The organism is Vibrio salilacus (assembly GCF_002811245.1).
Lineage (GTDB): Bacteria > Pseudomonadota > Gammaproteobacteria > Enterobacterales > Vibrionaceae > Vibrio > Vibrio salilacus.
Map to the genome: position 1 here is coordinate 24523 of NZ_NIVQ01000015.1, position 19437 is coordinate 43959.

The window sequence follows — 19437 nt, forward strand, 5'->3', positions numbered from 1 at the left end:
TCTTTTTATCAATATTTAGTACTGGATTTTTATTAATTACGAAAGCTGAAGAAGGTTGATGCGTTAACATCAACCTTCTTTGACAAGCAAGTGTTAACCTGTGTTACGCATACCCGCAGCGATACCCGCGATGGTTACCATTAGTGCTTCCTCAAGTTCTGGTAAGGACTCGTCACTTTGACGCGTGCGATACAGCAACTCGGCTTGAAGCATGTTCAACGGCTCGACATAGATATTACGTAAACGAATCGATTCTTGCCCCCAAGGGTCACTTTGCATCAAGTTCTCATTATTTTCGACGTTCAAGACCGCTTTAATGTCTTTTTGCAGTTGCGCGCGTAGACGATCGCCAAGTGGTAACAGAGAAGGTTCAACTAGGCGTTCATCGTAGTACCGAGAGATTTCCATATTACACTTGGTGTAGACCATTTCCAGCATGCCGAGACGGGTTGAGAAAAATGGCCATTCACGACACATCTCTTCTAGTAGAGCTTGATGACCTTTATCAATCGAATATTGAATCGCTTCACCAGCACCAAGCCAAGCAGGAAGAACTAAACGGTTTTGACTCCATGAGAAGATCCATGGAATAGCACGTAAGCTCTCGACACCACCGTTGGGGTTGCGTTTTGCCGGTCGTGAGCCAAGAGGTAATTTACCCAGTTCAAGCTCAGGTGTTGCTTGGCGGAAATAAGGCACGAAATCGGGCTCGCCGCGCACTACGTTGCGATAAGACTCACAACTGACTTCAGACAGTACATTCATCAAATCACACCACTCTTTCTTTGGCTCTGGTGGTGGCAGAAGGTTGGCTTCCAAAATGGCACTGGCATACAAACTAAAACTATTCACCGCGACTTCCGGTAAGCCTAATTTAAAGCGAATCATCTCACCTTGCTCAGTGACACGCAGCCCGCCTTTTAAGCTTTTAGGTGGCTGAGAAAGTAACGCAGCATGCGCGGGAGCACCGCCGCGACCAATGGTACCGCCGCGACCGTGGAAAAGTGTCAGCTCTACCCCTTCTTCTTCAGCAACGTTGACTAATGAAGCCATCGCGTGGTACTGCGCCCAACCTGCTGACATTACACCGGCATCTTTGGCCGAGTCTGAGTAGCCAATCATCACCATTTGATGGTTTTGAATAAAGCCGCGATAGAGATCAATGCCCATGAGCTGCTTGATGACCGATTCGGCATTGTTTAAATCGTCGAGTGTTTCAAACAGCGGACACACGTCCATGCGGTAAGGGCAGCCCGCTTCTTGAAGCAATAGATGCACGGCAAGTACATCTGAGGCGGTGCGCGCCATTGAGATGACGTAAGCACCAAATGCTTCACGTGGCTGCGCAGCAATAATTTTACAGGTATCGAGCACTTCTTGTACTGGCTCAGAAGGCTGCCAGTCACGCGGAAGCAGCGGGCGTTTCGATGCCAGTTCATTGGTCAAGAAAGCGATTTTATCTTGTTCGCTCCACTGATCGTAATCGCCAATGCCCAAGTAGCGAGTGAGTTCTGATAGCGCATCAGAGTGGCGAGTACTTTCTTGGCGAATATCAAGACGGACTAAATGGACACCAAATGCTTTAATGCGGCGTAGAGTATCGAGCAGTGAGCCGTCAGCAATAATGCCCATGTTGCATTCATGCAGTGATTGGTAACAAGCGTACAGTGGTTCCCACAACTGCTCGATACGTTGTAATGGTGCTTTGACCGCCAGTTTTTGACCATTGATTTTAGCGTCAAGGATCTCTTTGGTTTCACTTAGCAGTGAGCGCAGTTTTTTCAAAATCGCGCGATATGGTTCGTGCTGATCGTCACCAGCGAGTTGGCGCAGGGCATCATTACACTTGGTCATCGACAGTTCGCTGACCAGTTCATTAATATCATTGAGGTAGAGATCGGCCGCTTTCCAACGTGACAGCAGCAAGACTTCACGTGTAATTGTATGCGTTACGAAGGGGTTGCCGTCACGGTCTCCACCCATCCAAGATGAAAAGTGAACAGGACGGGCATCAATCGGTAAACCTTCACCGAGATAACTTTCTAGTCGTTCATCAAGCTCTCGTAAGAAGTCAGGTACCGCTTCCCATAGCGAGTTTTCTACAACGGCAAAGCCCCACTTGGCTTCATCTAACGGGGTTGGACGTTGCTTACGAATGGTGTCGGAGTGCCAGCTTTGCGCAATTAACTGTTCCAGTCTGCGTTCAGTTTTATGACGCTCTTTGGCCGACAAGTCACCTAGTTCAAGTTTAGATAGGCATTTATTGATTTTAACCAGTTTGTGAATCATGGTTCGACGAGTGATCTCTGTCGGGTGAGCGGTTAATACCAGTTCGATATTTAAATCGCGTACTGCTTGCGCCGTATCGATTTTGCTAATGTCGTTTTGGCCTAACTTAGCAAATAGGCTATTCATCGCGTCCGGTTCACACACGTTGGCGTCACAGTGGCGCGATATTGTGTGATATTGCTCTGCCATGTTGGTCAGGTTAAGAAATTGGTTGAAAGCATGAGCAACGGGAGTCAATTGATCATTAGGCAGGCTTTTAATCTCATCAATCAAGCTATCACGGTCTTGTTGGTTACCTGCGAGTGCCGATTTGGAGAGTTTCCGAATGGTTTCTACTTTCTCTAGAAGTACCTCACCATGAGCGTCCTGAATGGTGTTGCCGAGCAAATGTCCCAGCATGCTGACATTGCTTCTGAGCGCAGAGTATTTCTCGTTCATTATCTTCCTGCCTTGTAAAAAAATTACATCCAATGTTCCTTGCTAAGTAGACAATCTAGCGAAAAATGTTGTTAAGAGTCAAATGCTGTAGGCTAAGTTTGCAAATATTGTGCAAGAGAATGAAATCCGCTTAAAGAGGTGGCGATGACTAATTATGTTGAAACTTTATTACAGAATTAAACAAGCGTGTCGCTTGTGACGTTTAGACCGCTAGGTTTATCGGAGGCGACAATTCACACATTAACTTGCGGTTAGTTTGTTTACTCTATAGAAAAAACAAGGCTTGGCAAACAATGCCAAGCCTCGGGGCATTTTCTAGCGCGAGGCTAACAACAATATTTATACATGGCTTTAGCTAAAACATTGATGGTCGGTTCAATAAACTCAAAGGCAAGAAACTCATCAGGCTGGTGGGCTTGTTCAATCGAACCCGGGCCTAACACCAGTGTTGGGCACAATTGTTGTAGGAAAGGAGCCTCGGTGCAGTAGTTCACGGTCTGTGATTCAACCCCACAGATTTGCTCAACACCACCAATGAAAGGGTGGTCATGTTGGCATTCATAACCGGGGATAGGTTCATGCAATGGGGTAACTGCAATGCACCCCGGCCATTTAGCTTCAACCTCTTTAAGCGCGCCGCGTAACATATTATCCAGCCCATCTAAGCTGATGCCAGGGAGTGGGCGAACATCGTAGTGCAACTCGCAGCAACCGCAAATGCGATTGGCACTGTCACCGCCATGGATATGACCGAGATTAAGCGTTGGGCTTGGGATCGCAAAGCCAGGATGATGGTACTCTTTGATCAACTTATCACGCAATTGCATTAAGGCGAACAGGACTTCATGCATGATCTCAATGGCATTGACACCTAAAGCGGGATCGGAGGAGTGGCCCGACTTACCGGTTACACGCACTGCATTGGCTACATGACCTTTATGGCCTCGAATTGGCACTAAACTAGTCGGTTCGCCGATAATGCAGTAATCCGGTTTAAATGGCGCATTTTCAGTAAAATGGCGAGCCCCGAGCATTGTGGTCTCTTCGTCACAGGTCGCCAGTATGTAGAGCGGCTTGGTTTGCTGCGTCCAATCAACCTTCTTTACTGCTTCGATAATAAAAGCGAAAAAACCCTTCATATCCGCGGTACCTAAACCATAAAAACGGTTATTGGCTTGCGTTAGATCGTGCGGTTCGTAAGTCCAACGGCCCTGATCAAAGGGCACGGTATCGCTGTGGCCTGCGAGCAATAGTCCACCTTCTCCTGCGCCCTTTTTGGCGATCAGATTAAATTTTCCCGCTTCGACTTGGGTCAGGTTGACTTCAAAGCCGATGTCTTTTAACCAAGTTGCCAACTTTTCAATTACTTGGGCGTTGCCTTCATCCCAACTTGGATCATTTGAGCTAATAGAAGAGGTCGAAATTAGGCCACGGTAGACCTCAAGAAAACTTGGTAATTGCATAATTAGTTTGCATTCCCTGTTGACAGATTTAGGTTAAGAAGGTAAAAACATATTAAATCACTTTTATTGAATAAAAAACCAATAAAAGGCAGATATTTTAAATTTATAGTCACTCTTAGAGCGGCGTTTTTAGGTCAAAATGGATGTCGAGATGCTCAAAACCACAATCATAGGCGCAAGCGGTTACACCGGGGCAGAACTGGCTCTGATGGTGCACAAACACTCAAAGCTTACGCTAACAGGTTTATATGTGTCCGCCAATAGTTTAGATGCCGGTAAGACGATCTCAGAGTTACACGGCAGATTAACGGGTTTAGTGTCGCATCAGGTCGAAGCATTGACAGATGTCGACGCGGTTGCCAGCGCATGTGATGTGGTGTTCTTAGCGACGGCGCATGAAGTCAGTCATGATCTGGCTCCCATTTTTCTTGAGCACGGTTGCCAAGTTTTCGATCTTTCTGGCGCTTTCCGTGTTCAGCAAGAAGGATTTTATAGCGAGTTTTATGGCTTTGAACACCAGCATGAAACTTGGCTCGACCAAGCCGAATATGGGCTTGCTGAATGGAATAGCCAAGGCATTAAGCACAGTCAGTTGATCGCGGTGCCAGGGTGTTACCCAACGGCTTCTCAGTTGGCGATCAAGCCGTTACTGATCGAAGGCTTAATCGATAGTACTCAGTGGCCGGTAATAAATGCCACTAGTGGTGTGACAGGCGCAGGAAGAAAAGCGTCGATGACCAACAGTTTCTGCGAAGTGAGTTTGCAGCCATATGGTGTGTTTAGCCATCGTCATCAGCCAGAGATCGCAACTCACCTTGATACCGATGTGATTTTTACTCCGCATTTGGGCAATTTTAAGCGTGGAATTCTCGCCACTATCACCATGAAACTCGCGCAAGGCGTGACGCAACAACAGGTCGAGAATGCCTTTATTCACGCCTATCAAGGTAAACCGGCAGTGCGCCTGCTCAATCAAGCACTGCCAAGATTACAGAATGTAGAAAATACCCCTTTCTGCGATATTGGTTGGAAGGTTCAGGGCAAGCATATCATCGTAGTTTCTGCGATTGATAACTTGCTAAAAGGCGCATCGAGTCAAGCGATGCAATGTTTAAACATCCACTACGGATTCCCAGAACTCACTGCTCTCGTGTAGTAAAGAGCAGCAAGGAACAAGTGATGACAGATAACAAATTGACACCATTAGTGATCAAATTAGGCGGTGCTGCACTGTCGTGTACTGAGACGTTAAGCCAGGTATTTGGTGCGATTGCCAACTATCAGCAGCAAGCTCAGCGACGAATTGTGATCGTCCACGGTGGCGGTTATCTGGTGGACGATCTGATGGCTCAATTGCAGCTGAAAACGGTCAAGAAACAAGGCTTGCGTGTCACGCCTTATGATCAAATTCCTGTTATCGCAGGGGCCTTGGCAGGCACAGCCAACAAAATACTGCAAGGTCAGGCGATCAAAAACGGCCTTAATGCGGTCGGCTTGAGTCTTGCTGATGGTGGTTTATGCCAGGTTGAAGAGTTGAATCCTGAGCTTGGTGCGGTTGGCAAAGCAACGCCAGGTGATTGTGCAGTTTTGCAAGCGGTGCTAGACACTGGCGCACTGCCGATCATTAGCTCTATCGGACTCACGTCACAAGGACAGATGATGAATGTGAATGCTGACCAAGCGGCTGTCGCAGTTGCTGGCGCATTGGATGCAGAGTTGGTTCTGCTCTCTGATGTCAGTGGCGTATTGGACGGTAAAGGGCATTTGATCAAAAGCCTTGATGAGAAGCAGGCGCAAAGCTTGATTACTGGCCATGTCATTACTGACGGCATGATAGTCAAAGTGAACGCGGCACTCGAAGCGGCTAACGATTTAGGTCGACCTATTGAAGTGGCGACTTGGCGTTACCCAGACAAGCTGGTTGACCTGTTCGCAGGGAAAAGCATTGGAACCCAGTTTCTACCTAAGTAGTGAATACTAACTAACGAATACAGAGTCAGCGCCAACGCGTTGATTCCAACAAACAGACATTAGCAGTAACCCGTGACACTGACCGCCAAGCGCAGCGCCGGGAATTGGAGAAAGAAAATGAGCAAAGTTCGAGTAAATAAAGTAGTTGTCGCATACTCTGGCGGTCTGGATACATCAGTGATTATTCCATGGCTAAAAGAGAATTATGATTGTGAAGTGGTGGCATTTGTTGCTGATGTTGGTCAAGGTGCGGAAGAGTTAGAAGGTATCGAAGCTAAAGCGAAAGCGTCAGGGGCATCAGAGTGTTACATTGCTGATCTTAAAGAAGAAATGGTTGCAGACTATATCTATCCAACGCTTAAAACTGGCGCTTACTACGAAGGCAAATACTTACTAGGCACTTCAATGGCGCGTCCAATTATTGCCAAAGCGCAGGTTGAAGTGGCACGCCAAGTTGGTGCTGATGCGTTGTGTCACGGTTGTACCGGTAAAGGTAATGACCAAGTACGTTTTGAAGGTGCTTTTGCGGCATTGGCTCCTGATCTACATGTGATTGCACCTTGGCGTGAGTGGGACTTGGTAAGTCGTGAAGAGTGCTTGGGTTACCTTGCTGAACGTAATATTCCATGCAGTGCCTCACTGACTAAAATTTACTCGCGTGATGCCAACGCATGGCACATTTCCACTGAAGGTGGTGTGCTTGAACAGACATGGAACGCACCGAACGAAGATTGCTGGGCTTGGACAGTTGATCCAGAGCAAGCCCCTAACCAAGCTGAATACGTCACTTTGAAAGTGGAAAAAGGTGAAGTGATTGGTGTTGATGGTGAGGCGATGACGCCATACAACGCCTTGGTTTACCTCAATGAAAAAGGTGCCAAGCACGGTATTGGACGTATCGATATCGTTGAAAACCGTTTGGTCGGCATGAAGTCTCGTGGTTGTTACGAAACTCCGGGCGGCACTATCATGATGGAAGCTCTGCGTGCCGTCGAGCAGCTCGTGCTGGATAAAACGGCATTTGAGTTCCGCGAAGAGCTTGGCGTTAAAGCGTCTCACCTTGTTTATGATGGTCGCTGGTTCACCCCATTGTGTAAGTCTATCCTTGCTGCCTCAGAAGAGTTAGCTCAGGACGTTAATGGTGAAGTGGTAGTGAAATTATATAAAGGCCAAGCAACGGTGACGCAGAAACGTTCAGACAACAGCCTGTACTGCGAACAATTTGCAACCTTTGGTGAAGATGAAGTATATGACCAGAGTCATGCAGAAGGCTTTATCCGCCTGTACTCATTATCCAGCCGTATTCGTGCCTTAAATAACTTGAAAAAATAACGCCTAATTAGCCCGTTTACTGAAAAGCCCAGTTGATACTCAAGTGGGCTTTTTTCTATTTTTGTTCATCGTTATTTATAACAAAGACCTGTCGTGAATAAATATGTAGAAATAATGAATTTATACTTTATTTTTGTTCGGTTTTGCCGTAAGTTTGAACCATCATAAAATACTGAATTCGATTCAGAGTTAATTAGAGCAATATGACACCTCGCATTCATCGTGAGTACAGGTAATCAGGAGAGACGCAATGGCATTATGGGGCGGAAGATTTACCCAAGCAGCAGACACAAGATTCAAAGAATTTAACGATTCGTTGCGCTTCGATTACCGACTAGCTGAGCAAGATATTGTTGGCTCAATTGCTTGGTCAAAAGCGTTGTTATCGGTCAATGTTCTTAATCAAGAAGAGCAGCAAAAACTCGAGTTGGCGCTCAATGAGCTGAAGCTCGAAGTGATGGAAGACCCGCATCAGATTTTACGTTCTGATGCCGAGGATATTCACTCTTGGGTTGAGCAGCAACTGATCAGTAAAGTCGGCGACCTCGGCAAGAAACTTCACACCGGCCGTTCACGTAACGATCAGGTTGCGACGGACCTTAAGCTGTGGTGTCGCCAACAAGGCCAGCAATTACTGATGGCGCTTGACCGCTTGCAAGCGCAAATGGTGGCAGTAGCTAAGCAGCACCAAGAGACGGTACTACCAGGCTATACTCATTTGCAACGTGCCCAGCCAGTGACTTTTGCTCACTGGTGTTTGGCGTATGTAGAAATGTTTGAGCGCGATTTTAGCCGTCTTGATGATGCAATTAAGCGTCTAGATACTTGTCCGCTTGGTTCGGGTGCCCTTGCCGGAACTGCATATCCGATTGATCGTGAGCAAGTGGCGCATCACTTAGGCTTTCGCCGTGCTACGCGTAACTCGCTCGACTCGGTTTCAGATCGTGACCATGTGATGGAGCTCATGTCAGTAGCTTCTATCTCTATGTTGCATCTATCGCGTTTGGCTGAAGATATGATTTTCTATAATTCTGGCGAATCGAACTTTATTGAACTGGCCGATACTGTCACGTCTGGTTCCTCTTTGATGCCACAAAAGAAAAACCCCGATGCTCTTGAGCTGATTCGTGGCAAAACTGGCCGTGTTTATGGCGCAATGGCGGCGATGATGATGACGGTAAAAGCATTGCCATTGGCGTACAACAAAGATATGCAAGAGGACAAGGAAGGTCTGTTTGATGCGCTAGATACTTGGAACGACTGTATGGAAATGGCGGCGCTCTGTTTCGATGGTATTAAAGTCAATAGTGAGCGTACGTTAGAAGCGGCTAAGCAAGGCTATGCGAATGCGACAGAGTTGGCTGATTACCTGGTTGCGAAAGGCATTCCATTTCGTGAAGCGCACCATATCGTTGGCGTTGCCGTCGTGGGAGCCATCGCGAAAGGTTGTGCGCTTGAAGAGCTCTCACTCGATGAGCTAAAAGAGTTTTCCGCGGTGATTGAAGCGGACGTCTACGATATTCTGACCATAGAGTCGTGTCTTGAAAAGCGTAGCGCACTGGGTGGTGTATCGACAAAACAGGTTGCTTACGCGGTAGAGCAAGCGGAAGGGCGTTTAATTAAGCGTGATACTTCGGCGGTCAATGTCCGTCCGGCGCGTTTAACCGACATCGAAGCGCTCGAAGGCATGGTGACGTATTGGGCCAACATGGGCGAAAACTTACCACGCTCGCGCAGCGAACTGGTGCGCGATATCGGCTCGTTTGCGGTCGCTGAGCATCATGGTGAAGTGACGGGTTGTGCCTCGCTCTATGTTTATGATTCTGGGTTGGCGGAAATTCGCTCACTTGGAGTAGAGGCTGGGTGGCAAGGTCAAGGGCAAGGTAGCGCTATTGTGCACTACTTAGTAGACAAAGCGCGTCAGATGGCGATTAAGAAAGTGTTTGTGTTAACGCGTACTCCTGAGTTCTTCATGAAGCAATCTTTCTTGCCAACCTCGAAATCTTTATTGCCAGAGAAAGTACTTAAAGATTGTGAACAGTGCCCACGACAACATGCGTGTGATGAAGTCGCGTTAGAAGTCAATCTGGTTGAGCAAGCCATCGCACGAGTGAATGTTGCGTAACTGGTTGAATAGTAAAGTAACGAATAAAAGATCAAAAAAGATCGATTATTTTGGGAACTATTGAGAAAAAGCTCGGTCTATTAAAGTACCACTGCTTTTTCTTAGAAGAATCTAAGAAGGCCCCAAACCATATATTGGCTTTGGGGCTTTTTTTATGCCTGTAATTCAATGTGTTGGATATTTTTTTACTTTCCGTTACGCCGCCGCCAAGGCAAGATGACAAAACGCATCCACAGGTGCAAAAACAGTAATCCATTGAAGGCGAATCCGGCAAAGATCAATGCAATTGACTCAATTGTCTCAGGGTTGTCGCGACACCACGCCCACCAAACGATCCAGCAGACGACGGATAAGACTGTCAGTTGATTCATACAGCGTTGGCAGCGGCCAATTTTGTTCCAAAACCAAGCGCTATTTTTACACGGTTTACATGTCATGGCTGTGACTAATTAGGTAACATTACTGGTCATAGCATATCCCAACTAACCGAAAAGTGATAAAAATGATCGAACGCCAACAAACCAAGCCGCGTATGAGCCGCATCGTAAAACATAACGGAACGATTTATCTTTGTGGTCAAGTGTGTGCAGATGCAAGTCAAGGGATTACTGAGCAGACGCAAACAATGTTAGACAAAGTCGAGGAGTTGCTACTTGAAGCCGGAAGCGACAAGCAGCATATGCTTTCAGCGACGATTTATCTAAAAGATATGCAAGACTTCCAAGCAATGAACGCCGTTTGGGATGCATGGGTACCTGAGGGCTATGCCCCCGCTAGGGCGTGTGTAACCGCCGATATGGCCCGCGAGGCTCTGCTGGTGGAGATTTCAGTGATAGCCGCACAAAAATAATCGCGGCGCAGTAATAAAGTAGGCCCCTTCTTGTTGACGAGAGGAGCCTACTTATCATTATGCTGGTTAACCGAGGAAAGCTTCTAGCTCTTCGCTACCGCCGATGTGTTTACCACCGATAAACACTTGTGGTACGGTTGAGCGACCAGAGATCGCACGCAAGCTAATGGTGGTGGCGTCTTTACCTAACACCACTTCTTCATATTGAAGGCCGTGGTCAATCAAGTTTTGTTTCGCCTTGGCGCAGAATGAGCAGCCAGGTTTGGTGAACACAGTGATAGACTCTTGGGTTTTATAATTTGGCGCGATGTAGTTGAGCATGGTGTCAGCATCTGACACTTTGAACGGGTCGCCAGGCTCATTTGGTTCGATAAACATCTTTTCTACCACGTCATTTTTGACCAACATGCTGTAGCGCCATGAACGCTTGCCAAAGCCTAAGTCATTTTTATCAACCAGCATGCCCATACCATCAGTAAATTCACCATTACCATCAGGAATGAAGGTTATATTGTCGGCTTCTTGGTCTTGTTTCCAAGCATTCATCACGAAAGTGTCGTTGACCGAGACACACAAAATAGCATCAACACCGTGCTCTTTGAACACTGGGAATAGCTCGTTATAGCGTGGTAAATGGCTTGATGAACACGTTGGTGTAAAGGCTCCCGGTAAACTAAATACGATAACAGTTTTATCTTTAAACAACTCGTCGGTGGTGACGTTAACCCAAGCATCCCCTTGACGAGTTGGGAAAGTAACTTGTGGAATACTCTGACCTTCTTTTGATACAAACATAGTTGTTTCCTTTTATTTCTAGTGAGTTGCTAACGAGTGTTTCCAGAGCCGTTATTGTACTCTGTTTCGATGTGGTTATTATTAAAGAATCTCTTTGATAGTTACAATCGTTTGATGTTATGGTTTTAATAGGTTTTTTCTATCTAAGTTAGAGGTGGGGCGAGAATGAATATCCGCGACTTTGAATACTTGGTTGCGCTGGCTGAGCACAAGCACTTTCGCAAAGCGGCAGAAGCGTGTTTTGTTAGCCAACCGACACTAAGTGGTCAAATTAGAAAATTAGAAGATGAGATTGGGACCGCTTTGCTTGAGCGCAGTAGCCGCCGAGTGTTATTTACTAACTCTGGCCTACAATTGGTCGATCAAGCCAAACGTGTGCTCTCTGAAGTTAAAACGTTTAAAGATATGGCCAGTGGTCAGGTGGGGGAAATGGTTGGCCCACTGCATATTGGTTTTATTCCTACGGTGGGACCTTATCTATTGCCAAGAATTGTGCCGATGCTTAAACAACGTTTTCCTGATCTTGAGCTCTATCTACATGAAGCGCAAACGCAGCAGTTAGTGCGTCAGTTGGAAGACGGTAAGCTTGATTGTTTAGTGTTGGCCTCTGTCGTTGAAACTGCATCATTCAAAGAGATAGAGGTATACAACGAGCCACTGAGCATTGCTGTTCCTAGTGATCATGAGTGGGCGAGTCTTGATCAGGTCGATATGCTCGATTTAAATGGCCGCACGGTGTTAGCGCTTGGTGATGGTCACTGTTTACGTGATCAGGCGTTGGGTTTTTGTTTTGCGGCGGGCGCTAAAGATGATGAACGATTTAAAGCGACCAGTTTAGAAACACTGCGCAATATGGTTGCCGCTGGAGCGGGGATCACCTTGCTTCCAGAATTGTCATTACCTAAAGAGAAACAAAAAGATGGCGTTTGCTACGTGAAGGCGGTTAACCCAGTACCATCGCGCAGTATTGTGTTGGCTTATCGCCCCGGTTCACCGTTACGTGCCCGTTTTGAGCAGTTAGCGGCGGCAATCAAAACGCATTTAAGCCCAGAGCTTGAGAGTTAAAACAAAAAGAGGTTGATGTCATCATCAACCTCTTTTTTATGCCTAGAACAGCTCTTCACCACCATCCGAAGAGGTGTAGATGCTGTTGGTCATTTCACTTTTGACGAATTCAGTGGGCTCGGTACCCTCTAAGAAGTACTCAAACATAGAGCTTGAGTCAAACTTATTGGTTAACAAGCCTGATTCCCGATCAATACGTACGCGGATAATATTATCAGGAATGGTTTTATCTCGTTCTGGTATGCCATCAAGGGCGATACGCATGAAGTCGACCCAAGCGGGTTGCGCCGTTTTTGCACCAGCCTCAGCTCCTGAGATTTGACCATTATCTAAGTTAGGGTTGGGTTTGGACCGTCCGAGTTTACGGTTATGGTCGTCAAAACCAACCCAAGCAACCGCGACCATTCCTGGTCCGTATCCGTTATACCACGCGTCTTTTGAATCATTGGTTGTACCAGTTTTTCCGCCGATATCGCGACGTTTCAATGGCTGAGCACGCCAGCCTGTACCGTTCCAACCTGTGCCTTCACGCCAGTTGCCACCACCCCAAATATTGCTGTACATCATCTCGCGAACTAAAAAAGCGGTCTGCTCAGTGATCACTTGCGGTGCGTAGTTCGGTTGTTCGCTATTAAGGTCGACATCTTGTTCGGCAAATTCGTTGCTCGCTTGAGGACCTTGTTCACAGTCATGCTGGCATATGGTTTTTGGTGAGGCTTCAAACACCAAGTCACCAAAAGGGTCTTCTATTTTATTGATATAGAAAGGTTCAACATAGTAACCGCCGTTAGCGAACACAGAATAACCTTGAGCCATTTTCATGGGCGTTAAACTTCCCGCTCCTAATGCGATGGTCTCTGAACGAGGCAGTTGGTCGATATCAAAACCAAAGCGTGTGAGGTATTCACGGGTTGGATCCAAACCAACTTCACGTAGCACACGAACTGCCATCACATTCTTTGACTGGGCAAGACCAATACGTAAGCGAGTAGGGCCGACATAAGTCGGTGGTGAATTCTTTGGACGCCATGCCGTACCCTGGCTTTTATCCCATTGATTAATCGGTGCATCATTGATCAGCGTGGCCAGGGTTAAGCCTTTATCGATGGCTGCTGAGTAAATGAATGGTTTGATACTTGAACCGACTTGGCGAACGGACTGAGTCGCACGGTTAAATTTGTTATGGATAAAGTTAAAGCCGCCAACCAACGATAGAACCGCGCCATTTTCAGGGTTCATCGCAATAAAAGCAGTGTTAGCATTCGGCACTTGACTAAGATGCCAAGCGTGACCTGGCTGCTCGTCGTCTGAATCGACTTCAACTTGACGCACCCAGATTTGCTCACCACTGTTGAGCACCTCTTTGGCGCTAGTTGGCGCTTTACCTTGACGGTCATCGGTGAGGAATTTTCGTGCCCACTTAATTCCATCCCAGTCGAGAGTTTGTTGGCCTTGATCTTTAACCCAGACCGTCGCTCGTCTGTCTTGTACATCAATAACAATGGCCGGTGTCAATTGACCGTAGGTCGGTACGTTGTCTAGGGCTTGTTTGATTTTTTCGCCATCAAAAGGGGCTTGATTTGCCGACCACAACACCTTCTCTGCGCCGCGATAACCGTGGCGTTGATCGTAAGTCAACAGATTATTGATAGCAGATTCATTGGCCGCTGCCTGAAGTTTTGAATCAACCGTCGTATAGATACTCATGCCCGAGGTGTAAGCGTCTTCGCCATAGCGTTCGACCATCCAAGCGCGTGCTAGCTCGGCGACATAAGGCGCGCTTAACTCAATTTCAGCAACGTGATAGCGAGCAACAATAGGTTCATCTCGTGCTTGTTCATATTCCTGTTGAGTAATGTATTTTTCGTCGAACATTCGGCGCAAAACTACGTTACGGCGGTTGGTTGCGCGCTCAAGTGAATATATCGGGTTCATAGTGGAAGGGGCTTTTGGCATGCCTGCTAACGTCGCCAGTTCGCTAAGCGTTAAGTCTTGAAGATCTTTACCAAAGTAGGTTTGGGCGGCTGCGCCAAAGCCATACGAACGGTAGCCAAGGAAGATTTTATTGACGTAGAGCTCCATGATTTCTTGTTTGCTGAGCAGCTGTTCGATATGGATAGCAATAAAAATTTCTTTGATTTTACGCATGATCTTCTTTTCATTCGATAGGAAGAAGTTGCGAGCCAATTGCTGAGTAATGGTACTGGCGCCCTGCTTCGCTGAACCCGATAGTGCAACCACTACCGCTGCCCGCGTAATACCAATCGGGTCTATCCCTGGGTGATCGTAAAAGCGACTATCCTCGGTCGCGATCAAGGCTTCAGTTAGGTGGAGGGGAATATCATCGTAGGCGACTGGGATACGACGCTTTTCGCCAAACTGAGAGATCAGCTTGCCGTCTTGGCTAAACACCTGCATTGGCGTTTGCAGTTGCACGTCTTTAAGAGTCGCTACATCAGGTAGCTCTGGTTTGACATAAAAATAGAAGCCGAAGATGGTACCGACTCCAAGAATTATGCAAATCAATGTGAATAAGAACAGTCGCTTTATGAACTTCACCGGATATTCCCTGATTAATGAGGTTAACTGTATGCAAACCCTTGTACTTTAGGCCAAAAGTTTTCGCCCACTGGTTTAAGTGCGTTTGCGCGCATTTTTAACCAATGAGCATAGTACGGAGCCAGCTAAATGGGTATTTCATTGGTTACAGGCCTAGATATCGGCCGCCACAGTATCAAAGCGGTAGTGATAAAGCCATCCAAGGATGCGTTTGCGCTTGTGGCTTATCGCACCTTGCCCATTGAAGTGGGCATTCTCGCTGATAACCACAGGTTAAATTATCAGAAAATTGTAAAGAAACTCAAAGAACTAAGGAAGTCTTTACCATTATTTAGTCACAAAGTGGCATTTGCGATACCTGATAATCAAGTAATAACTAAAGCATTACAGATAGATAGCGAGTTTAGTCGCGCCGAACGAGAGCTAGCGATATATCAGACTTTTGCCAGCCAATGTGCATTCGCTGCGGATCAACTGTGTCTTGATTACTCGGTTAGCGATCATGTTACACCGCAAGGTGGCGTGCATTATCGAGTTCATGCGGCGAAGAAGGCGCCTTTGCTCGAATTGAGTAATGCCATTGCTCAGGCCAATTTTAAACCAATTGTTGCTGATGTGGCTAGCTATGCGCTCAATCAATGCTGGCATCAAGTGGCGCAATCTCAGCACGCTTACGACTGGTTGTTAGTCGATATCGCTGTGACGCAGTGCCACTTTTCGATTGGGCTTCCAAGTGGAGAGGTTTACGCCAAGTCTTGGCGTTTAGAGGCCCAGCTTAATGATGGGCAAAAAGTGGTTAACTCACTGCGTGAGACATTGCGCAGCGCTATGCAGCGACTCACTTCTTTGCACCAAATTGAGGTTAAGGGTATTTGGCTTAGCAGCGAGACAGGCAACTGTCCCGATTTAGCGGCCAAGCTGAGCGATGAGCTTGGGATTAAGGTTGAGCCATTTAATCCCTTGGGGCTGTTTCAACATCTAAGCACCAATGATGCAAGTAACGGTTATGCATTGGCAGTAGGATTAGCGCTTCGCGCCAGTCAGTGGCAGGAGCGTCACCATGCCCGAGTCGATTAATTTACTTCCTTGGCGCCAGCAACTCATTACCCGTCATCAACGTCGTTTTTCTCTGGTGTTCGTCATGGCAGCATTGATGGCGGTGGGTATTCAATGGCTGATTGCTGAGTACCTTGAGCGCCACACTCAACGGTTACAACACGGCAATCAGCAGTTAACTGCGCAAGTCACTCTGTTAGACCAACAACTGACTGTCGCTATTGAGCGTCAAACGGCGGCCCAGTTGCAGTACGCCCATTCTAAGCAGCAAGCGCAGTTTACGGGTAAGCGCACTCAAGCCGCTCGGTTAATGCGTCGTGTCGCCGAATTCGTTCCTGCCGACCTTCATCTTGAATCGCTCAGTCTACGCGGAGAAAGTGTCACGATGACGGGCAATACGGTGCGGCACGGCCCACTAACGGAGTTGTTACTGCGCCTCACTTCAGCGCAAGATATTGAGCAAGTTCAACTCCATTCAGTAGCAGATGAGCAAGCCATGCAGCGATTTGCGATCTCTTTTGTTTTACTCAACAGCGTTGTTAGGCGATGAATATTGAATTTGAGTCGTTGGTTGCATGGCCGATTGGGCGGCAGCTAAGGTTTATCGTGGTCGTTATGTTAGCGATTAATACGCCCATCGCTTGGTTATGGCATTTGCCGCAATACCAACAGTTCATTGCGGCGAAAGATAGTGAGCACAATCTTACTCTCGCGGCGGAGCATAAACAGGCACGATTGTTGGTGCTTGCACGGGCAGAGACCAGTGAGAAAAATGCCAGTCAATTACTTACACCGGCTTCAGCGCTGAGCGTGTCACACTTTTCGATAACCATTGCTGAGCTCAATCAGATCGCGCAGCGCTATCAACTTAGCGTTGAGGAGCTTGAGTTGGCCGCAAATCCGGCCAGGGATGGCGTTGAACTTAGGCTGCTGGGTCGTTACCACGATATTAGGGCGTTTTGCCAAACAGTGGCAGAGCGCTTTCCCTTATTGCGTTTGGATAATGCTGAGTGGCTACGGCGAGGTGACATTAATGGGCAAATCAGCTTTAGCGCTCAGGCGTTGTTTTATCAGGCTCATGTGACGGTGACAGCCAATGACTAGGCTTCTCATGTGCTTGTGGCTGTGTGCGTGGTCAGTCAATAGTCAAGTTAGCCCTCAGCCAACCCACATTACCGCTACTACGCCGACTCGTGATCCTTTTGTCTTACCTCAGGCCGACGCTAAAACGCCGCCGTGTCAGCCGCTCGTTCAACCACTCGCCACGTCATTGCCATTCACTCTTGTCGGCGTTCTCGAAACTCACGGTGATTATACGGCGCTGCTAAAAACGGCGACGGGCTTGCTGGTGACGGCTCAGAAAAATCAGCGACTGGAGTCGGGATACAAGATCGTGGCAATCAGTGAGCGTCAAGTCGAGCTCGAACAGACAATCGACAGTCGCCAGGGGTGTCATTCACGATTCAAGCTGGAGCTTAACTAATGCGTTCTATTATCCACAACCGTCGAGCAGCACGGCTACGCGGCGTCTTGTTCAGTTTGTGCCTATTATTAATCACGGGATGGGTAAGCCAGTTAAGTGCGGCTGAAACGACTAATAATCAGGCTAAGTTGTCATTCAACTTTCAAGATATCTCAGTGCGTGATGCTTTACGCGTTATCGCACAGAGTCAGAATATCAATATTGCCATCGATGATTCGGTCAGTGGTCAGCTTACGCTGAGTTTGACTGAGGTCACTTGGCAACAAGCGCTCGATACGGTGGTGGAGGTCAAAGGACTCACTCAGCATGATCAAAATGGCGTTATGCTGATTCGCTCCAAGCAACTCTCCATCGATGCTGGCAGTGAGTTAAGCTCAGAGTTGATCGCCGTTAACTATGCCAGTGCCGATCAATTGATGCAGGTGTTACTAGGGTCGAGTGGATTTAACCTTTTATCAGAACACGGAGCTTTAGGGATCGATGAGCGGACCAATGTACTGCTGATTCGAGACTATCCAGAGCATATTACCGCAACCCGGAAAATGGTGGCACTGCTTGATGTGCCAATCAAGCAAGTGCAAATCGAAGCACGCATTGTGACCATCAATCAAGGCAATCTTGAAGAGTTAGGCGTTCGTTGGGGCTTGAGTCATGTTGGCCATCGAGCAGAGGTCGGTGGCAGCATTGAAGGCATTCGTCTTGACTCGGCCACTATCGATCAGATGTTAAACATCAATCTGGCCGCGCAGGCAGTGAATGCCTCATCGATTGCTTTTCAAGTGGCGAAGTTGGGGTCAGACACCTTACTTGATCTCGAACTGTCGGCGATGCAGCGCGAATCGAAAGCGGAAGTGATTTCGAGTCCGAGCTTAATGACTACCAATAAAAAGCCGGCGTATATTGAACAAGGAACCGAAATTCCCTATCTTGAGTCATCCTCCAGTGGTGCAACGAATGTGGCGTTCAAGAAAGCCGTTTTGAGTTTAAAAGTGACGCCACAGATCACGCCGGGAGATCATGTACTGCTCGATTTAAATGTCACTCAAGATAGACCGGGTGAAGTGGTGAATACCGGCACTGGAGAAGCCGTGGCGATCGATACTCAACGCATCGGAACACAAGTATTAGTGAAGAATGGCGAAACTATCGTGCTGGGAGGTATTTTTCAACACAGTGTATTTGATAGTGTCGACAAGGTGCCATTATTGGGTGACTTACCGCTGCTTGGTGGCTTATTTCGCCGAACTTACCAGAAAATAGGCAAACGTGAACTGGTAATTTTTGTGACTCCGAACGTCATCATTGAGTCAGAAATCGATCTTGAACGAAAATAAATTTGCATTAGTCGCACCTTATCTAGATAATTTCGGGTCTTATCACGAATTATCTGTGAGGAATCGGTGCCACAAGCATCTACATTGCTAATGTTATATTGGCTTTTCTTGTGGCGATGTCATTGAATTAACGTTGTAAATTACTGCTAAACATGGCTGAGAAACGCAATATTTTCCTTGTTGGCCCTATGGGTGCCGGCAAAAGCACAATCGGTAGACACTTGGCTCAACAGCTTCATATGGAGTTTGTTGATTCTGATACCGTAATTGAAGAGCGCACTGGCGCAGATATCGCTTGGGTATTTGACGTCGAGGGTGAAGAAGGCTTCCGTGATCGCGAGGAAAAAGTGATTAACGACCTAACCGAAGAACAAGGCATTGTCCTTGCAACGGGTGGGGGTTCGATCATGAGCAAAGAAAACCGCAATCGTCTGTCTGCACGCGGTATCGTTGTCTACTTAGAAACAACGATTGAAAAACAACTTGCTCGTACCAATCGCGATAAGAAGCGTCCACTGCTACAAACAGACAAACCACGTGAAGTGTTAGAGTCTCTGGCTAAAGAGCGCAATCCTCTTTACGAAGAAATTGCGGATTACACCGTACGTACAGACGATCAAAGTGCAAAAGTGGTAGCCAACCAGATCGTAAAAATGCTAGAAGAACGTTAAGACTTT

17 protein-coding genes are annotated in these 19437 nt (G+C 47.2%); 12 read left to right on the forward strand and 5 right to left on the reverse strand.

Annotated elements, in window-relative coordinates; genetic code table 11:
• Positions 1 to 93: 93 nt before the first annotated feature.
• Both ppc and argE read right to left on the reverse strand, forming a co-directional pair.
• The gene (ppc, locus tag CDZ87_RS11375; RefSeq protein ID WP_100753657.1) at positions 94 to 2727 is read right to left on the reverse strand and encodes a phosphoenolpyruvate carboxylase; all 2634 of its coding nucleotides are present in this window, start codon (positions 2725 to 2727) and stop codon (positions 94 to 96) included.
• Between the two features lie 326 nt (positions 2728 to 3053).
• Positions 3054 to 4190, reverse strand: coding sequence for an acetylornithine deacetylase (gene argE / locus CDZ87_RS11380; protein WP_100753658.1), 1137 nt, complete (start codon positions 4188 to 4190; stop codon positions 3054 to 3056).
• Positions 4191 to 4341: 151 nt separating this feature from the next.
• Between argE and argC the strand changes: the two genes are divergently transcribed.
• From argC to argH, 4 genes are all read left to right on the forward strand, one after another.
• A complete protein-coding gene (gene argC, locus CDZ87_RS11385) occupies positions 4342 to 5346 on the forward strand; it encodes an N-acetyl-gamma-glutamyl-phosphate reductase (protein WP_100753659.1) in 1005 nt (334 codons plus the stop codon).
• Positions 5347 to 5369: 23 nt separating this feature from the next.
• Positions 5370 to 6161 (forward strand): acetylglutamate kinase, encoded by a 792-nt coding sequence (argB, locus tag CDZ87_RS11390; protein ID WP_100753660.1) that lies wholly within the window; start codon positions 5370 to 5372, stop codon positions 6159 to 6161.
• Positions 6162 to 6278: 117 nt separating this feature from the next.
• The gene (locus tag CDZ87_RS11395; protein WP_100753661.1) at positions 6279 to 7493 is read left to right on the forward strand and encodes an argininosuccinate synthase; all 1215 of its coding nucleotides are present in this window, start codon (positions 6279 to 6281) and stop codon (positions 7491 to 7493) included.
• A 250-nt stretch (positions 7494 to 7743) separates the two neighbouring features.
• The gene (gene argH, locus CDZ87_RS11400) at positions 7744 to 9618 is read left to right on the forward strand and encodes an argininosuccinate lyase (RefSeq protein WP_100753662.1); all 1875 of its coding nucleotides are present in this window, start codon (positions 7744 to 7746) and stop codon (positions 9616 to 9618) included.
• 185 nt (positions 9619 to 9803) lie between these two features.
• Here argH and CDZ87_RS11405 read toward each other — a convergent pair whose 3' ends face one another.
• Positions 9804 to 10055 (reverse strand): DUF3624 domain-containing protein, encoded by a 252-nt coding sequence (locus CDZ87_RS11405; protein WP_100753663.1) that lies wholly within the window; start codon positions 10053 to 10055, stop codon positions 9804 to 9806.
• 65 nt (positions 10056 to 10120) lie between these two features.
• On the opposite strand from CDZ87_RS11405, the gene CDZ87_RS11410 reads away from it, so the two are divergent.
• Positions 10121 to 10468: a RidA family protein gene (locus CDZ87_RS11410; protein WP_100753664.1), complete on the forward strand. Its 348-nt coding sequence runs from the start codon at positions 10121 to 10123 to the stop codon at positions 10466 to 10468.
• A gap of 66 nt (positions 10469 to 10534) precedes the next feature.
• Here CDZ87_RS11410 and CDZ87_RS11415 read toward each other — a convergent pair whose 3' ends face one another.
• A complete protein-coding gene (locus tag CDZ87_RS11415) occupies positions 10535 to 11263 on the reverse strand; it encodes a glutathione peroxidase (protein WP_100753665.1) in 729 nt (242 codons plus the stop codon).
• 165 nt (positions 11264 to 11428) lie between these two features.
• Here CDZ87_RS11415 and oxyR point away from each other — a divergent pair, with 165 nt between their 5' ends.
• Positions 11429 to 12328, forward strand: a complete 900-nt coding sequence (oxyR, locus tag CDZ87_RS11420) for a DNA-binding transcriptional regulator OxyR (protein WP_100753666.1) — start codon at positions 11429 to 11431, stop codon at positions 12326 to 12328.
• A 42-nt stretch (positions 12329 to 12370) separates the two neighbouring features.
• Here the strand turns inward: oxyR and CDZ87_RS11425 are convergent, their stop codons facing one another.
• Complete coding sequence (locus CDZ87_RS11425; RefSeq protein ID WP_100753667.1) at positions 12371 to 14887, reverse strand: penicillin-binding protein 1A; 2517 nt, start codon at positions 14885 to 14887, stop codon at positions 12371 to 12373.
• 129 nt (positions 14888 to 15016) lie between these two features.
• Here CDZ87_RS11425 and pilM point away from each other — a divergent pair, with 129 nt between their 5' ends.
• The 6 genes from pilM (at position 15017) to aroK (ending at position 19431) form a co-directional block, all read left to right on the forward strand.
• Complete coding sequence (gene pilM / locus CDZ87_RS11430) at positions 15017 to 15964, forward strand: type IV pilus assembly protein PilM (protein ID WP_100753668.1); 948 nt, start codon at positions 15017 to 15019, stop codon at positions 15962 to 15964.
• Positions 15948 to 16493: a PilN domain-containing protein gene (locus CDZ87_RS11435; protein ID WP_100753669.1), complete on the forward strand. Its 546-nt coding sequence runs from the start codon at positions 15948 to 15950 to the stop codon at positions 16491 to 16493. Before pilM ends, CDZ87_RS11435 begins: the two co-directional genes overlap by 17 nt.
• Positions 16490 to 17047, forward strand: coding sequence for a hypothetical protein (locus CDZ87_RS11440; protein WP_100753670.1), 558 nt, complete (start codon positions 16490 to 16492; stop codon positions 17045 to 17047). The genes CDZ87_RS11435 and CDZ87_RS11440 overlap by 4 nt, the downstream gene beginning before the upstream one ends.
• Entirely contained in the window at positions 17040 to 17426 is a 387-nt protein-coding gene (locus CDZ87_RS11445) for a pilus assembly protein PilP (RefSeq protein WP_157806468.1), read from the forward strand. The genes CDZ87_RS11440 and CDZ87_RS11445 overlap by 8 nt, the downstream gene beginning before the upstream one ends.
• Positions 17426 to 18760 carry a type IV pilus secretin PilQ gene (locus CDZ87_RS11450; protein WP_100753672.1) on the forward strand — a complete coding sequence of 445 codons (1335 nt, stop codon included), beginning with the start codon at positions 17426 to 17428 and terminating at the stop codon, positions 18758 to 18760. Before CDZ87_RS11445 ends, CDZ87_RS11450 begins: the two co-directional genes overlap by 1 nt.
• Before the next feature lie 152 nt (positions 18761 to 18912).
• Entirely contained in the window at positions 18913 to 19431 is a 519-nt protein-coding gene (gene aroK, locus CDZ87_RS11455) for a shikimate kinase AroK (RefSeq protein WP_038175914.1), read from the forward strand.
• Positions 19432 to 19437 lie beyond the last annotated feature (6 nt).

Excerpts from the sequence above, each read along its gene's own strand:
- ppc (WP_100753657.1), bottom strand. The coding sequence starts at position 2,727 with ATGAACGAGAAATACTCTGCGCTCAGAAGCAATGTCAGCATGCTGGGA.
- argE (WP_100753658.1), bottom strand. The coding sequence starts at position 4,190 with ATGCAATTACCAAGTTTTCTTGAGGTCTACCGTGGCCTAATTTCGACC.
- argC (WP_100753659.1), top strand. The coding sequence starts at position 4,342 with ATGCTCAAAACCACAATCATAGGCGCAAGCGGTTACACCGGGGCAGAA.
- argB (WP_100753660.1), top strand. The coding sequence starts at position 5,370 with ATGACAGATAACAAATTGACACCATTAGTGATCAAATTAGGCGGTGCT.
- CDZ87_RS11395 (WP_100753661.1), top strand. The coding sequence starts at position 6,279 with ATGAGCAAAGTTCGAGTAAATAAAGTAGTTGTCGCATACTCTGGCGGT.
- argH (WP_100753662.1), top strand. The coding sequence starts at position 7,744 with ATGGCATTATGGGGCGGAAGATTTACCCAAGCAGCAGACACAAGATTC.
- CDZ87_RS11405 (WP_100753663.1), bottom strand. The coding sequence starts at position 10,055 with ATGACATGTAAACCGTGTAAAAATAGCGCTTGGTTTTGGAACAAAATT.
- CDZ87_RS11410 (WP_100753664.1), top strand. The coding sequence starts at position 10,121 with ATGATCGAACGCCAACAAACCAAGCCGCGTATGAGCCGCATCGTAAAA.
- CDZ87_RS11415 (WP_100753665.1), bottom strand. The coding sequence starts at position 11,263 with ATGTTTGTATCAAAAGAAGGTCAGAGTATTCCACAAGTTACTTTCCCA.
- oxyR (WP_100753666.1), top strand. The coding sequence starts at position 11,429 with ATGAATATCCGCGACTTTGAATACTTGGTTGCGCTGGCTGAGCACAAG.
- pilM (WP_100753668.1), top strand. The coding sequence starts at position 15,017 with ATGGGTATTTCATTGGTTACAGGCCTAGATATCGGCCGCCACAGTATC.
- CDZ87_RS11435 (WP_100753669.1), top strand. The coding sequence starts at position 15,948 with ATGCCCGAGTCGATTAATTTACTTCCTTGGCGCCAGCAACTCATTACC.
- CDZ87_RS11440 (WP_100753670.1), top strand. The coding sequence starts at position 16,490 with ATGAATATTGAATTTGAGTCGTTGGTTGCATGGCCGATTGGGCGGCAG.
- CDZ87_RS11445 (WP_157806468.1), top strand. The coding sequence starts at position 17,040 with ATGACTAGGCTTCTCATGTGCTTGTGGCTGTGTGCGTGGTCAGTCAAT.
- CDZ87_RS11450 (WP_100753672.1), top strand. The coding sequence starts at position 17,426 with ATGCGTTCTATTATCCACAACCGTCGAGCAGCACGGCTACGCGGCGTC.
- aroK (WP_038175914.1), top strand. The coding sequence starts at position 18,913 with ATGGCTGAGAAACGCAATATTTTCCTTGTTGGCCCTATGGGTGCCGGC.